This is a genomic window from Myxococcus sp. AB056 (genome assembly GCF_006547365.1).
In the GTDB taxonomy this organism is placed as follows: Bacteria; Myxococcota; Myxococcia; order Myxococcales; family Myxococcaceae; genus Myxococcus; species Myxococcus virescens.
In genome coordinates, this window is sequence record NZ_VHLB01000002.1 from 61,803 (window position 1) to 75,908 (window position 14,106).

Sequence of the window (14,106 nt, forward strand, 5' to 3'; positions counted from 1 at the left end):
TCAGGCTCAGCGCCCGCCGCAGAAGTGGGCCACGGCGCGAGCCAGGACGGCCTCGCAGCGCACCAGGTCTTCCACGGGCACGTATTCGCCCGTCTGGTGCGCCACGCGGATGTCGCCGGGGCCGAACACCACCGCCTCCGCGCCCAGCTCCGTCATCTGCGGCGCCTCCGTCCCGAAGGACACCGTCTCCGGCGCGTTGCCGCTGGCCTCCGCGAGGAAGCGCACCACCTCCGCGTCCGCCCGCGTATTCACACCCCGGTCCGTGCGCACCACGCGAATCTGCGCCTCGAAGGCGGGCTCGTCCCGCACCAGCTCCTGGCGGATGGTCTCCAGCAACTGAGACACGCGCTCCGGCGGCTGCCCGGGAATGGGCCGCCACTCCACGACGAAGCGGCAGGCACCGGGGATGACGTTCTTCGCCTTGCCGCCCTGGATGACGCCCACGTTCACGGTGGTGAAGGGCGGCTGGAAGCCCTCGTCGAGGTCCTCGCGCAGCACCGTCAGCGCCAGGTGCTCCAGGCGCTGGAGGAAGCGGCCCGCGCGGAAGATGGCCGACGCGCCCGAGTCCGGGTACGCGCTGTGCCCTTCCTTCCCCCGCACCTCCACCTCCGCCAGGCAGTAGCCCTTGTTGGCGCGCACCGGAATGAGGCGCGTGGGCTCGCCGACAATCGCGTGCCGCGCGCGGCCCAGTCCCGCCTCCACCAGCTTCTTCGCGCCCGTCAGACCGACTTCCTCGTCCGCGGTGAGGACCACCATCAGCGGGGCCTTCAACTGCTCGGCGTTCAACGCCGCGTGCAGCGCGCAGGCGATGAAGCCCTTGGTGTCACACGCGCCGCGCGCGTAGAGCCGCCCGTCCTTCTCCGTCAGCCGCAGCGCGTCCGTCCAGGCCGCGTCGTAGGGCACGCAGTCGGAGTGCCCCACCAGGGCCAGCGCGGCGCGGCCGGAGCCGGAACCGCCCTTCACCGCGACGAGGTTCACCTTCTCCACGCCCGCGTCGTCCAGGAACTTCTGGCGCTCCGCGCTGAAGCCCGCGGCCTCCAGGCGCGCCTGCGCGTAGTCGATGAGCGGAACGTTGGGGCGGAAGGACGTGGTGTCCATCGCCACCAACTCCGTCAGGGTGGCCCGCAGCGCGGGCAGCGTGTCACTCATGGGTAAGACCTCCAGGGACGGGTCATGCCACGGCACGCCAGCCCCCGGAAGGCCCTTCCCTCCCCCATGTCTACTCAGCGAACGGACGCCACCTGGGGCGCGGCCTCCTCCAGCGGAGACAGCGAGTTATCCCCCGCTCCAGGCCGCCCCAGGCCCTTGTGCACCGCGGGCGCCGCCGCGTTCACCGCTCCCACGTAGAAGACACCGTGGTAGCCGTCATCGTTCGTTCCGCCCCACGTGTGCACGAAGAAGCGGTCGCCGTTGTCCCGCCCCTTCGCGTCACGCACGCCGCAATCCAGCCGGTCCTTCACGCCCTTGCGGTCCACCGCGCAAATCCACGCCGACCCGCTGTTGTACGCCATGTCCAGCGCCACCACGCTGTCGAGCTCGTCCTTCAGCACCAGCCCCATCGGCCGGAAGGACTTGTCCCAGGGCAGCCCCTTCTTCGTGCGCGAGTGGATGTTGCCGGACAGGACGATGTGGAAGCGCTGGGGGCCCGACTCCACGTGGTGCCGAACCGTCGCCGCCATCGCGTCCTCGCGCGCCTGCCCCTGCATCGTCGGGTGGTCGAAGACGAACACATCCACGTCCAGCCCGCGCGAGCGCAGCTGGCGCAGCTGCTCCAGCATGTTCGCTACCGCCTCGCTGCTGCGGCCGTCCGGGTACGGGCTGCGCCAGAACGGCGCCTCCATCAGCTTCAGCCAGTCATCCTCCGCCCCCGCGCTCTCCAGGAACGCCCCCACGCGCGTCTGGCTCTCCAGCGGCAGCTCCAGCCCCACCGTCACCGGCATGCCGGCCACCGCCACCTGGCATGACGCCTGCGCCACGAAACGCGGCACTTCCTGCGTGCCGTGCATCTCCCCCAGCAGCAACGTGCCACCTGGCTTCACCTGCTTGCCCAACCCCAGGATGGGCAGGCCACATTCAAAGGCCATGGCCTCCGCGCCCGCGTTCGCACTGGGCGTCGTCGCCACCTGCACCGGCTTGGGCGCGTTCTCTTCCTTCATCAGCTTGGGCGCGATGGAGCGGAACACCCGCCACTCCATGACCAGGTCCCGCGAGCCCTGACCCGAACCCGCGTAGAAGGAGTTCTCTCCCCGCGGCGCGGCGAGGCGGGCCTCCCAGTCCTCCACGCTGAGCGTGGGGTCCGACGCGCCCCCCCCTGTCGCCCCCATCATACTCTCTGTCTCCACGGCCGCTTGCCGTTCAGAAAGACTCCCGCCTGTGAGGCCACGGCCCGGCCCCCAATCAATCTCACGGCCCGGAGGACTCAGCGCAGTGCTGGAGCTCTTGGTGATGCGGATGATCCACAGCTTGCTCTTCGTCGGCGTCTCGCGCTTTCCCAGCACCATGTACCGGTGCCAGAAGCTCGAAATCTTCGAGCCGCCGAACTCCTGGCGCCAGTCCGTCTCCAGCACCAGGCTCCCCTTGTCCTCCTTGAAGGGCAGCTTGTTCTCCGTGAAGAACTGCCGCACCTCGGGCCAGACTTCTTCCAGGGGCCGCTCGTAGATGGCCTCGCCATCCGGGATGAACAAGTCACTGAAGGTGCTTCCCTGCCGGGCCGCGCAGCCCACCTGGAAGCACATCAACGTCACCACCGCGAACCACTTCGCGCGCATCGGCCCCTCCGGGAATGAACTCCCGGGGTGAACGCGCCGCGCCCCAATGCCATATCGGAGGAGGACTGCCGCTCAGGCGTACAGCGCGCGAGACAACACCTGGAACGCGCGGCCGCTCTCCTCCGCGAGCGCATGCCTGCCCTCACGGACGACCTCGCGTCCGCCCACCACGACATCGCGCACCGCCGCCTTCTCCGCGCCCAACACGATGGCGGGCAGCAGCGATGCGGGCAAGGCGCCCACGAGCGACGGATGGTGCAGGTCCACCGTGAAGAAGTCCGCGGGCGCGCCCGCCTCCAGGGCGCCCGTGGCGAGCCCCAGGCTCCGCGCGCCGTCCACGGTGGCCATGTCCAGCAGCCGCGCCGCCAGCCCATCCATGGCGCCTCCGCCCGGGTCCAGCACGGCGCGCCGAAGCCGAGACAGCCGCAGGTGCCCTTCCAACTGTCGCGCCTCATCCAGCAGGTCCACCGTGGCCTGGCTGTCCGAGCCCAGGCTGATGCGCGCGCCCGCCTTCACCAGCGCATCCGCGGGAACGATGCCGTCCCCCAGGTTCCGCTCCGTGGAAGGACACGCGCACACCGTGGCCTCGGCCCGGCCCAACAGCGACACCTCTTCGTCCGTCAGGTGCACCCCGTGGACCGCCGTGAAGCCGGGCCCCAGCAGGCCCAGGTCCGCCAGCAACTCCACCGGCCTGCGGCCATGCTCCGCCAGACAGGCTTCGATTTCCTTCGGCTGCTCCGCCACATGCATGTGGACGGGCAGGCTCCGCACGGACGAACCCGCGAGCGCCGCCAGCCACTCCCGAGGCACCGCGCGCACGCTGTGCGGCGCGAGCCCCACGCTGACCGCCGCGTCGGAGCGCACCTCGCGGGCCAGCGCCTCGACCGAACCCAGGAACGTCTCCACGTCCGGGTCGATGAAGCGGCGCTGCCGCGGATTCGCCGCCACGCCGAAGCCCGCACGGGCGTACCCCACGCGCAGCAGGCAGATGCGCAGCCCCACGTCCCGCGCGGCGCGAATCACCGCGTGCGCCAACGTGTTGCGGTCCGCGTACGGCGTGCCGTCGGACTGGTGGTGGACGTAGTGGAACTCCCCCACGGTGGTGATGCCCGCGAGCGCCATCTCCACGAAGGCCTGCCGCGAGGCGACGTAGAGGTCCTCCGGGCTCAGCGACTCAGCGGCGCGGTACATCGCCTCGCGCCAGCTCCAGAAGTCGTCCGCCTCCCGGCCCGATGCCACGTACTCCGTACGCCCGCGGATGAGCCGCTGGAACGCGTGGGAGTGTCCGTTGACGAGCCCCGGCAGCAAGGCCCTTCCCGGCAGCGCGACGGTGCGCGCGCCCGCGGGGACGGATTCTGGGGCCAGGATGCGGCCGTCGGCGCTCACCGCGAGGCCGCGCCCTTCATGGAACCGGCCGCCCGTGTAGAGGAGCTCCGGCTGATAGACAGTGATGTCGCTCACGCCGGCAACTTACGCCAGCGCCACGGGGCGCGCAGCAGCCGCGGCGCGCCCCGTGAAATGCCAGACGTCAGTGGAGCGCGAGCGCCGGAGTCCGGTCTTCCGTCGGAACCCCCGAGTTGTCTCCCCCACCCGGACGTCCCAGCCCCTTGTGCATCGCCGGCGCCGACGCGCTCACCGGCCCCACGTAGAAGACACCGTGGTAGCCGTCACCATTGGTGCCCCCCCACGTGTGCAGGAAGAAGCGGTCGCCGTTGTCCCGGCCCTTCGCCTCGCGGATGCCGCAGGCCAGTTGGTCCTTCACGCCCTTGCTGTCCACCGCGCAAATCCACGCCGACCCGCTGTTGTACGCCATGTCCAGCGCCACCACGCTGTCGAGCTCGTCCTTCAGCACCAGCCCCATCGGCCGGAAGGACTTGTCCCACGGCAGGCCCTTCTTCGTGCGCGAGTGGATGTTGCCCGACAGGATGACGTGGAAGCGCCCCGGGCTCGACTCCACCTGGTGCCGGACCGTGGCCGCCATCGCGTCCTCGCGCGCCTGCCCCTGGGCCTTCGGGTGGTCGAAGACGAAGATGTCCACGTCCAGTCCGCGCGAGCGCAGCTGACGCAGTTGGTCCAGCATGTTCGCCACCGCCTCGCTGCTGCGGCCATCCGGATACGGGCTGCGCCAGAACGGCGCCTCCATCAGCTTCAGCCAGTCATCCTCCGTCCCCGCGCTGTCCAGGAAGGTGTCCACCCGCGTCTGGCTCTCCAGCGGCAGCTCCAGCCCCACCGTCACCGGCGTGCCGGCCACCGCCGTCTGGCAGGACGCCTGCGCGATGAAGCGCGGCACTTCCTGCGTGCCGTGCATCTCCCCCAGCAGCAGCACCCCACCCGGCTTCACCTGCTTGCCCAGGCCCAGAATCGGCAGGCCGCATTCGAAGTCCATGGCCGCCGCGCTTCCCTCTGCGTCAGGCGCCATCGCCACCTTCACCGGCTTGGGCGCGTTCTCCTCCTTCATCAGCTTGGGAGAGATGGAGCGGAACACCCGCCACTCCATGACGAGGTCCCGCGAGCCCTGCCCCGACTCCGCGTAGAAGGAGTTTTCCCCCACCGGCGCATCCAGCCGATCCTCCCAATCCTCCACGGAGAGGCCCGGGGCCGAGGAGCCACCGCCCCCCTTGTCACCGATGATGCGCGCCACACCCCAGTCCAGCTCACGGCCCGCCGGGGCCAGCGCCTTGTTGCGGCTCTTGGTGATGCGGATGATCCACAGCTTGCTCTGGGTGGGGGACTCGCGCTTGCCCATCACCATGTATCGGTGGAAGAAGCCGGACACCTTCGAGCCACCGAACTCCTGGCGCCACTCCGTCTCCAGCACCATGCTGCCCCGGTCCTCGCGGAAGGGCAGGTTGGCCTCCGTGAAGTACTTGCGCACCTCCGGCCACATCTCCTCCACCGGCCGCTCGTAGATGGCCTCCCCATCCGGGATGAAGAGGTCGCTATAGGTGCCAGCCTGATGGGCACAGCCCGTCATCAGGCCCGCTAACACAACCGCCGCGAAGACCACCGAGCGCATTCGTCCCGTCTCCTCGTAGAGCCCCAGCGGGAGCGTAAACGAGGACCGGGCCCCGGCATATCGGCCCGGCAGGGCGGCTCAGGCGGGGGCTTCGGAGCCTTCCTCGGCGATGGCGCGTGCCCGCTCCCAGGGGCGTGTCCGGACGGCGTCGCGAATCCACATCACGTGGCGCCGCTCGTCCTCCCGGTGCTTTTCGATCAGCGCACGGACCTCGGGGCGCCAGTCGAAGCGCAGGGCGACGTCATAGGCGCGGTTGGAGAACTCCTCGTTGCCAAGCATGGCCACCAGCGCGGCCTCGGTGCCCATCATGCTGGACATCGCCGTCAGGCCCACCATCGCCGTTCCCTTGAGGTCCAGGCGCAGCTCCAGCGGCGTCCCGCCCGCCTCGTGGATGAGAGCGTTCAGGTCCTGTACGTGCCGGACGTGGTCGATTCGGAATCCGTTGAGCCGCTCGCGGACCAATGGTTCCGGAATCCGGGCCAGGGCCGCGTCGTAGGCACCCACGGCATCCGCGTCGAGTTGGGCCAGGCTGCGCAGCCGGGCCACTTCCGATTTGTCGGCCATGTCGAACTCCTGCGCTAAGGGGCTCGGGCAATGTGAGAAGGCTGTTCCCGCAAACCAACCCACCTCCTGGACGCGCTGACTGCCCGCCCCTGGGGCAGGCGGACAGCCAGGGCCCAGGTCTTCAGGCATGCACGGCGTCAGAGGGCGCGCGCGGCTGGGTGGCGTGCTTCCTCCGCGCGGCCCTGCGGTGCTTGAGGACAATCACGGCCCCCAGCACCGCGCTCAACAGCATCAGCGCGTTCGTCACCACGAAGACCCAGTTGCCGACCTTCCAACTGTAGAGCGTGAACCCCACGGAGGCCGTCATCTGCCCCACGAAGAGCCACTTGGACACACCCTCGCTCGAGCCTGACTTCCACTGCTTGTGGACCTGGACAGTGATGGTCAACAGCAGGACGAATGAACTGAACCAACCCAGGGCTTCGGCCCCCATGCACCCTCCTGGCCACAGACGATGTGCATGCGCCCTGCCGTGTGCAGCACGCCCGTCACCCCACCGGACCGCCCACCGCGCTCAGCCTGTCCGCGCCGCCGCCTCGCGGTGTCGCGCAATCCATGCCCGCGCCTCTTCGGCCGAATCCACGTAGGCCGTGTCGAGCCGCATCCCGCCGCTCAGCATCGCGCCCACCATGAGGCTCTTGGTGGTGGCCTTCTGCTCCATCGCCGCGCCGATGTAGACGACGCCCAGGAACCAGCCCGCCTGCGCGTGGTCCACCAGGTAGCGGCGCGACTCCGGACTGAGGTGCGAGTCCGTGATGTCCGCGGCCAGGTAGAAGCGCTGCGCGTCCGCCATCTCCCGGTACACGCCACACGACCAGACCGACGTCTCCAGGGTGATGGCGCCCCGGAAGCGCGCCCAGAGGATGTCCGGCGCTTCGAACCACGCATGCTGCTCGCCGTGACGCCACTCCCGGTTCAGGCTCATGGGCCTCCCACGCTGAGACAGGCGCCAGGATAGCCCCGGCCCCAGCGTGGACCCAACAGCCTCCCGGTGCGTACCGTCAGAAGCCGAGCGGCAACACGAAGGCCGTGCCGTTCTGCGTCCCCGTCCGGTAGCTGCGCGGCGCGCCGATGACGAGCATGGGCGGCGAGCTGCCGCTGCCCGGCATCATCGACATCGCCTGCCCCAGCGCCGAGCGCTCCGAGCCATCTCCCACCACCATGAGGAACGGTGAAAGCGCGCCCTGCTGGCCAACCCCGCCAGCATAGAGAAACACCGCGCCGCCGCCGTCGGACGCCTCGGAGGCGCCCGGCGCGCTCACCAGCAGGTCGGGGATGTTGTCGCCCGTGAGGTCCGTGCCGCCCACCAGCCGCGCGCCGAAGTTCACCGCGCGGTGGCGGTGGACCAGGACAACGGGGTTGAGGCCGTCACCCAGCGCGCCCACCACCAGCGGCGAGCCCGCGGACTGGAGCGCCTGCATCCGGTTCACCAGCACCGTCTTGTCGAAGAGCAGCACCACCGGCTGCGTCACGCCGTTGAAGGGCACGCTGGTGGCGCTGATGGCCACGAAGTCGCGCGTGTCGCCCAGGAACCGGCCCGCGCGCGTCATGCTCAGGCCCAGGCCCATGTTGGTGAGCTGCACCTCGCTGTCACCGGCGATGCGCCACACGGTGGCCGTCCTGCGCCCGCCGCAGCGCGAACCGCTCGCGTCGAAGCCCAACAGGATGGCCACGCCCGACCGCGAGCCCTCCGCGTAGCGCCAGGCCAGCTCGTCACAGCCGTCACCGTTGAGGTCGCCCAGCGACACCGGTGAGAACGTTTGAATGTCCATGGACGGCATCGTGTAGACGGGCTCACACATCATGCTCAGCTTCGCCAGCGACGCGTCCTCGGGCGCGCGGCCCAGGAACACCTCCATGCCGTCGTTGCGCAGCAGGCCCACGTCCTGGCGGCCATCGCCGTTCAAATCAAACCCGCCCACCACGCCGCGCCCGATGCCGGTGCGCCGGCAGAGGGCCTCTGGCTCCAACGTGCAGTCCGCGATGATGTTCGGCGCGAACAGCCGGTACGCCGGCTTGAAGCTGCCGTCCGGCTGTCCCAGCGACACCAGGGCGCCGCCCACCGACTGGGAGCCACTGGTGACACACGCGGCGGGCACCGACGTGTACGTGTTGTTGAGCTCGTTGTTGGAGCTCGTGGTGCCCGTGCCCGGCACGTAGAAGTTGGATGCGCCCACCACCAGGTCTGGACGCCCGTCGCCGTTGAAGTCGGAGAAGGCCACGTCCACGCCCACGTTGCGGCCCGCATGGTGCGGCGAGGGCAGGCCCTCCTCCACCACGGTGGCCTGCGCGGGCGCCGACACGTCGTGCACGTAGGCACGGCCAATGGTCAGGGCGTTGCCGTCATTGCTGGTGCCGGGGCCGGACCAGCCCGGCGCGCCCGTGAGCACCAGCGGACGGCCCTGCGGGCCCTGAGCAATCGCCACCGCCTCGCCGAAGCGCTCCACGCTCGGCTTCGCCGGCACCCGGACGCTGGTGCGCGTCCACTCCGTCACCGACGCGCCTTGACGGTGGTACAGCTCCACGCTGCCGGTGAAGGCCCCCTGAGCCGAAGAGGACCGGCCCGCGAAGGCCACCAGCGACGGGTTCGCCGCGGGGCCCCAGGTCGCCAGCCCCGAGCCCAGCGTGTCCGACACCGCCGTCCCGTTGATGACCATCAGCGGCCGGTTGAGGATGCTGCCCTGCGTGAGCGTGGCCAGGGGATAGACGAGAATCTTGCCGCTCCAGCGCAGCGTGCCGCTCCCCACCCCCGAAGGCGCGGACGCGTACGGCGCGCCCAGGAGCAGCTCCAGGCCCGGCTCACCGTCGACGTCCATCACCGCCCAGCTCCGGCCCGCGTTGATGCCGCTGGCCTCGCCGTAGATGCGAGCGAAGGCCGCCTCGCGCGTCACCTGGGGCGGCCGGTTGGCGGGCTCGCCGGTGGCGGAGTAGCCCGTCAAGTCGAACAGCAGCGCACCGCCCGAATCACTGCCGGACTGCAGGCCCCCGCTCGAGCGCAGGTCCGGCGAGTCCGCCCGGTCCACCACCGCCAGCAGCAGTGGAGGCCGCGTGCCCTCGGCGGGGATGACGCCCAGCCGCCACGTGCCCTCGTTGCTGTCCGCCGTGTTGGCCGGCAGCACGTACACGTCCGGCGAGGCCCGGAAGCGCGCGCCTTGCGCACGGGCCAGGAAGACGGAGATGGCCATCTGCGCGCCCGACACCGCTCCGGACGTGTTGTACCGGGACACCCGGCTCAGCGCCGCCAGGTCCACCAGGCCGTCCCCGTTGAGGTCGCCCGTCACCAGCGCGCGGCCCAGCTCGGTGCTGCTGCGCGACACCAGGGCGCCATCCTGCGTCAAATCCCAGCCGCCCAGCCGCACCGTGGGAAGGTCCGGCACCGGCGAGCTCCGCGTCGACGCGTAGATGTCCACCGTGCCGCGGTTGCGGATGGCATTGGTGGGAGCCAGGTCGCCCAGCGGCGAGCCCACCACCACGTCCAGGTCGCCATCGCCCTCGAAGTCCGCGATGGCCATGCCCGAGCCGAACGCCGCGTTGCGGAGCAGGCCGGTGAGCTGCTGGCGCAGCGGCGCCGGCGCCCCGCTTCGGAAGGTGTAGAGGTACACCGCGCCGGCGTTGGTGACGGCCACGTCCGCGCCCGGCGAGGACACCAGCAGCTCCGCGCGCCCGTCCCCATCCAGGTCGCCCGCGGCCAGCGCGTCACCAAACTGCGCCGTCTCCGTGGTGCCGGTGAGCACCCACGTGGGCTCTGTCGGCAGGCCGCCGCTGCCCCCCTTGAAGATGAACACGGCGCCGCCCGACGGCTCGTTCAGGTCGCTCTCGCGCTGCCCCACCGCCAGGTCCAGGTGGCCGTCACCGTCGAAGTCCGCCGTCACCAGGGTGGCCGCGTCGGACAGACGGCCATGCGGCAGTCCCGGCCGCGTCAGCTCGTCCAGCACGCGCACCGACACCCTCGCCGTGTCCCCGGTGAAGGGGTCCACCGCGTTGAGCACCGCCACACCGGTAGCGCCGGGCTCGATGGTCAGCCGGCCGCCCGCCAGCGTCCCGGGGCCGGACTCCTTCGTCCAGTTCACCCGGTCACTGCCACCGCGCGTGGCCAGCGGCACGGACGAACCCGAGGGCACGGCGAGGAAGGCCGGCGCTCCGGTCAGCCGGGCATTTGTGCGGACCTCGTACTGGAGCACCGCCTCGTCTCCCGACTGGGTGTCGCGCACCGTGATGACGTCCAGGCCCTCACGCGTGCCGGCCGTGTAGAGGCCACCAGGCGACAGTGTGGCGCCGGAGCCGTCGGCCGACAGCAGGTACATGGCCGAGCCCAGCACGCCGTCCGTCTCCACCTGGAAGGAGGTGCCCGGCCGCAGCTCCGCGCGCACGGGCGCGACGTTGAACGTCGCCGCCACGCTGACCTGCGTGGTGGCGCTCACGCCCGGGCAGCGCGCGTCTTCCACCAGCAGCGTGTCCGTGCCCGGCGTGCGCCCCGCCAGGAAGCGGCTGCCCACCAGCTCACCCGAGGAGCCTCCCGGCTCCAGCAGGTAGGTGTAATGACCGCTGCCGCCGGTGGCCACCAGGGCCACGGGGCTCGACACACGCACGCGCGCGGGGTGCGCGGAGAGCGTCAGCGCGGCCAGACCCGTGCACTGGTCCGTCTGGTGAGGCTGCGCCACGCGCGCGGGCGCAGGCTCATCCGAGCAGGCCGCGGCAAGGAGCGCGAGGAGGGGGGCCGCGCGGGTCAGTCGGGACATGTCAGGTACCTCGAGGGAGACTGCGCGTTGCTTCAGGGCCTGGCGCCAGAGGAGGCCCAGCGCTGGATGCGGGAGATGAGCTCGGGGTCCATGGGACCGTCGGCGGGCATCCGCTGGTCTCTCACGGCTTCGGTGATGATGGGCGCGTTGGCCCGCCACAGCTCATAGCTGTCGAGCGAGCGCGCCGCGCTGGAGCTGTTGTGGCAGTTGCGGCACCGCGCCTCGTGGATGGGGCGGATGTCCTTGTCCCAGCTCAGCGGCCCCGACGCCACGGGCGCATAGTCGAACGGCACCGAGCGCTGCGCCTCCGAACCATCCGCGTAGCGCGCCACCACGGACAGGACGTAGCGGCCGGCCTCCAGCGACGCGAAGGAGTAGGCGCGGTGCGTCCCGTCGGCCTCCAGGCCGCCCAGGCTGTAGTCCGGCCCCTCCGTGGGAATCTCCGAGTTGCCCAGCTTGTAGACGACGCTCTCGGGCGCCCCGCCCGGCGGCATCACCGCGCGCACCACCAGGCCGTCATTCACCAACTGCATGCCCTGGTAGAGCCCCCGGAGGCGCGGCACCAGCATGTGGCTCAGCGCGACGGACACCCCGCCCTGCTGCACCCAGACGCTGCCGCTCTCGTCCGCGGCGAGGAAATGGAAGTCCCCGGCGCTGGCGTCCCTGGCCGCGCGCCAGACGTTCGCGTCCGCGTCGTACTGGAGCAGCGAGCCGCCCGTCTTCACCCACAGGAAGCGGCCCGAACCCATCAACCGCTGCGGCGTCTCCGGCAGCTCCACGCGGCGCCAGCCGTCCTTGCCCCGGCGCAGCAGGGACTGGTTGGTGAGCGCCCACAGCTCACCGGCGGTCCCCACCGCCGGCCCGATGCCCGCCAGGGCCTGCAGCGACTCACCATCCGCCAGGGGCGCGCTCGTGGTGTGCACCCGGTAGTTGGCGGTGCTGAGGGCCACCGCGACGCTCAGCCCGCCTTCGTGCAGGAACCACACGCCGGGCAGGTTCTCCGGCGAGGGCGCCGCCGCCAGCGAGGTGATGGCCTTCACCGACGCGCCGTCCACCTTCAGCTCCGCCAGCGTGCCCTCCTGCAAGCGGAACAGGCCGCGCGTGTGCGCCAGCCACACCGCGCCGTCGGCGGACTGCGCGGTGGCGATGACGCCCTGCCCCAGCGCGTCCCGCCAGGGCGGCGCGATGAGCCACCCCGACTCCGCCATGAAGAGCCCGGTCTGCGTCTCCACCAGGGCGCTGTGAGGCCCCAGCCGGAAGACGCCGAGGACGCCGCCCGCCGCCGCCTCATTGTCCGGGTGTGGCTCCAGCGCCCCGTACGCGCCGTCCAGCCGCAGCCGGACGAGCTCGCGCGAGGCGGTGGCGAAGACACCCCCGCCCGCCTGGTCCGCGAAGCCGGAAACGGGTGCCAGGGCCGTGACGGCTGGGACCTGGACCGGCTGGAAGGGCGTCGGCTCGGGCTTGTCGAGCGGAAGCGAACGGTCCTCCCCGCATGCCCCCAGGACCACGAGCGAGAGCAGGGAGAGGACGGCGGAGGCGGAAGCCCTCGGATGGATGCGCATGCGAAATGGACGGCTCAGGCGAGAATGGGACGCAGCGGTTCGACGCGGGTGATGCTGTAGTCCAGCCCCGCGGACGCCAGCACCGTGGCGATGACGTGCTCGGGGAGGATGTTCTCGCCGTTCGGGTCCGACGCGCCGTTGCGCAGGTCGAAGGTGCCCGGCGCCATGCCAATGTCGCCGCTGCGGCCGAACACGAAGTTGTGCTTGATGCCGGCCCCCATCAGCAGCGCGGAGTTGCTCAGGTGGTGGTCACGGCCACCGGAGCTGTTGATGAGCGGCGTGCGGGAGAATTCGGAGAACACCATGATGGTGGTGTGGTCCATGAACTTGCCACCCGCGGGATGGTCGCTCTCACGCAGGTCCTTCACCAGCATGGCCAGGGCGTCGAAGCCGCGCCGCTGGTTGTTGGCCTGCGTGAGCTGGCTGCCGAAGTGGGTGTCCAGACCGCCCGTGAGGTTGATGGTGACGCACTGGGCGATGCCCTTCTTCAGCGCGGTCGCCACCGTGGCGGCGCGGCCGCGCTCGCCATTCACGTCGGTGGCGCTGGTCAGGTTGTACTTCGTGCGGATGGCCGCCATCTCCGCGCTGTGCGGCTGGTTGGGCCCAACGAGGAAGTCGAACGACTTGTCCAGTCCCTGGGACTGGATGAGCCGCATCTGCTCCTGGCTGTTGGAGTAGGTGGTGCCCACCCCACGCGCGCCATAGGCCGCCTGCTCGCAGTTGACGGGCTGGCCGCGGAAGTCGAGCAACTGCTTCTCGAGTTCGCTGTCCAGCGCGTCCGCGCTGCCCTTCAGCGTCAGAATCAGGTCGTCCCGGCGGCTGACGCGCAGCGCGTTGGCATAGCCGCCGTACCGGTCGTTGTACGACTCCACGTTGTAGGAGATGGAGGCAATGGGCACGCGCGGCTTCATCTGCCCCACGATTTCCGTCGCCGTGGAGGAGCCACGCGCCGCGCTGCCGATGGGCATCTTCCCGGTGAGGAAGTAGCGGTAGCCCACCTCGTGGCCCAGCGTGTTCATGTTGATGCCGCGCACCACGGTCATCAAGTCGTAGTGCCTGGCCAGCTCGGTGCCCACCGCGGGCCCGAAGTCGATGTTCGACCGGCCCACGCCCGGAAGCTCGGCGGGGATGAGCGGCCGGGACTCGAAGCGGGCGTCGTTGATCTGGTCGTAGCCCGGGAGGATTTTCGTCTCCGAGGCACGGTCCGCGGTGAACTCGGTCGGGTCCCTCGGGTCGAAGGCCAGCAGTTGGTCCCATCCACCGTTGAAGTAGACGAACACGAAGCAGCGGTCCGCCGGCGCCATCTCCGCCGCCTGGGCGAAGGCGCGGAAGGGCAGCCCCCCCAGAAGTGTGGAGCCCATGAAGCCAGCGGTGGCCTTGAGGAAGGTACGGCGCCCGTGGGCACAGCCCTGGGAGCAATTCTCGTCGTGGCGGTTCTTCTTCATCGCGGTCACTCC

10 protein-coding genes are annotated in these 14,106 nt (G+C 70.6%); all 10 read right to left on the bottom strand.

Features of this window, described 5'->3' with window-relative positions; genetic code table 11:
- Positions 1-6: 6 nt before the first annotated feature.
- The gene (argE, locus tag FMP39_RS01435) at positions 7-1,149 is read right to left on the bottom strand and encodes an acetylornithine deacetylase (protein WP_011551133.1); all 1,143 of its coding nucleotides are present in this window, start codon (positions 1,147-1,149) and stop codon (positions 7-9) included.
- Between the two features lie 74 nt (positions 1,150-1,223).
- The gene (locus FMP39_RS01440; protein ID WP_228557562.1) at positions 1,224-2,735 is read right to left on the bottom strand and encodes a hypothetical protein; all 1,512 of its coding nucleotides are present in this window, start codon (positions 2,733-2,735) and stop codon (positions 1,224-1,226) included.
- A gap of 105 nt (positions 2,736-2,840) precedes the next feature.
- A complete protein-coding gene (gene hutF / locus FMP39_RS01445) occupies positions 2,841-4,229 on the bottom strand; it encodes a formimidoylglutamate deiminase (protein WP_141588240.1) in 1,389 nt (462 codons plus the stop codon).
- A gap of 67 nt (positions 4,230-4,296) precedes the next feature.
- Positions 4,297-5,784 carry a hypothetical protein gene (locus tag FMP39_RS01450; protein ID WP_141588241.1) on the bottom strand — a complete coding sequence of 496 codons (1,488 nt, stop codon included), beginning with the start codon at positions 5,782-5,784 and terminating at the stop codon, positions 4,297-4,299.
- Between the two features lie 78 nt (positions 5,785-5,862).
- Positions 5,863-6,348 (bottom strand): ferritin-like domain-containing protein, encoded by a 486-nt coding sequence (locus FMP39_RS01455; RefSeq protein ID WP_090485163.1) that lies wholly within the window; start codon positions 6,346-6,348, stop codon positions 5,863-5,865.
- A gap of 121 nt (positions 6,349-6,469) precedes the next feature.
- Entirely contained in the window at positions 6,470-6,781 is a 312-nt protein-coding gene (locus FMP39_RS01460) for a hypothetical protein (RefSeq protein WP_141588242.1), read from the bottom strand.
- Between the two features lie 81 nt (positions 6,782-6,862).
- On the bottom strand, positions 6,863-7,273 hold the full coding sequence (locus tag FMP39_RS01465; protein ID WP_141588243.1) for a hypothetical protein: 411 nt from the start codon (positions 7,271-7,273) through the stop codon (positions 6,863-6,865).
- 76 nt (positions 7,274-7,349) lie between these two features.
- Positions 7,350-11,087, bottom strand: a complete 3,738-nt coding sequence (locus FMP39_RS01470; protein ID WP_141588244.1) for an FG-GAP-like repeat-containing protein — start codon at positions 11,085-11,087, stop codon at positions 7,350-7,352.
- 32 nt (positions 11,088-11,119) lie between these two features.
- A complete protein-coding gene (locus tag FMP39_RS01475) occupies positions 11,120-12,649 on the bottom strand; it encodes a hypothetical protein (RefSeq protein ID WP_141588245.1) in 1,530 nt (509 codons plus the stop codon).
- 14 nt (positions 12,650-12,663) lie between these two features.
- Positions 12,664-14,094, bottom strand: coding sequence for a DUF1501 domain-containing protein (locus tag FMP39_RS01480; RefSeq protein WP_141588246.1), 1,431 nt, complete (start codon positions 14,092-14,094; stop codon positions 12,664-12,666).
- Between the last annotated feature and the right edge of the window lie 12 nt (positions 14,095-14,106).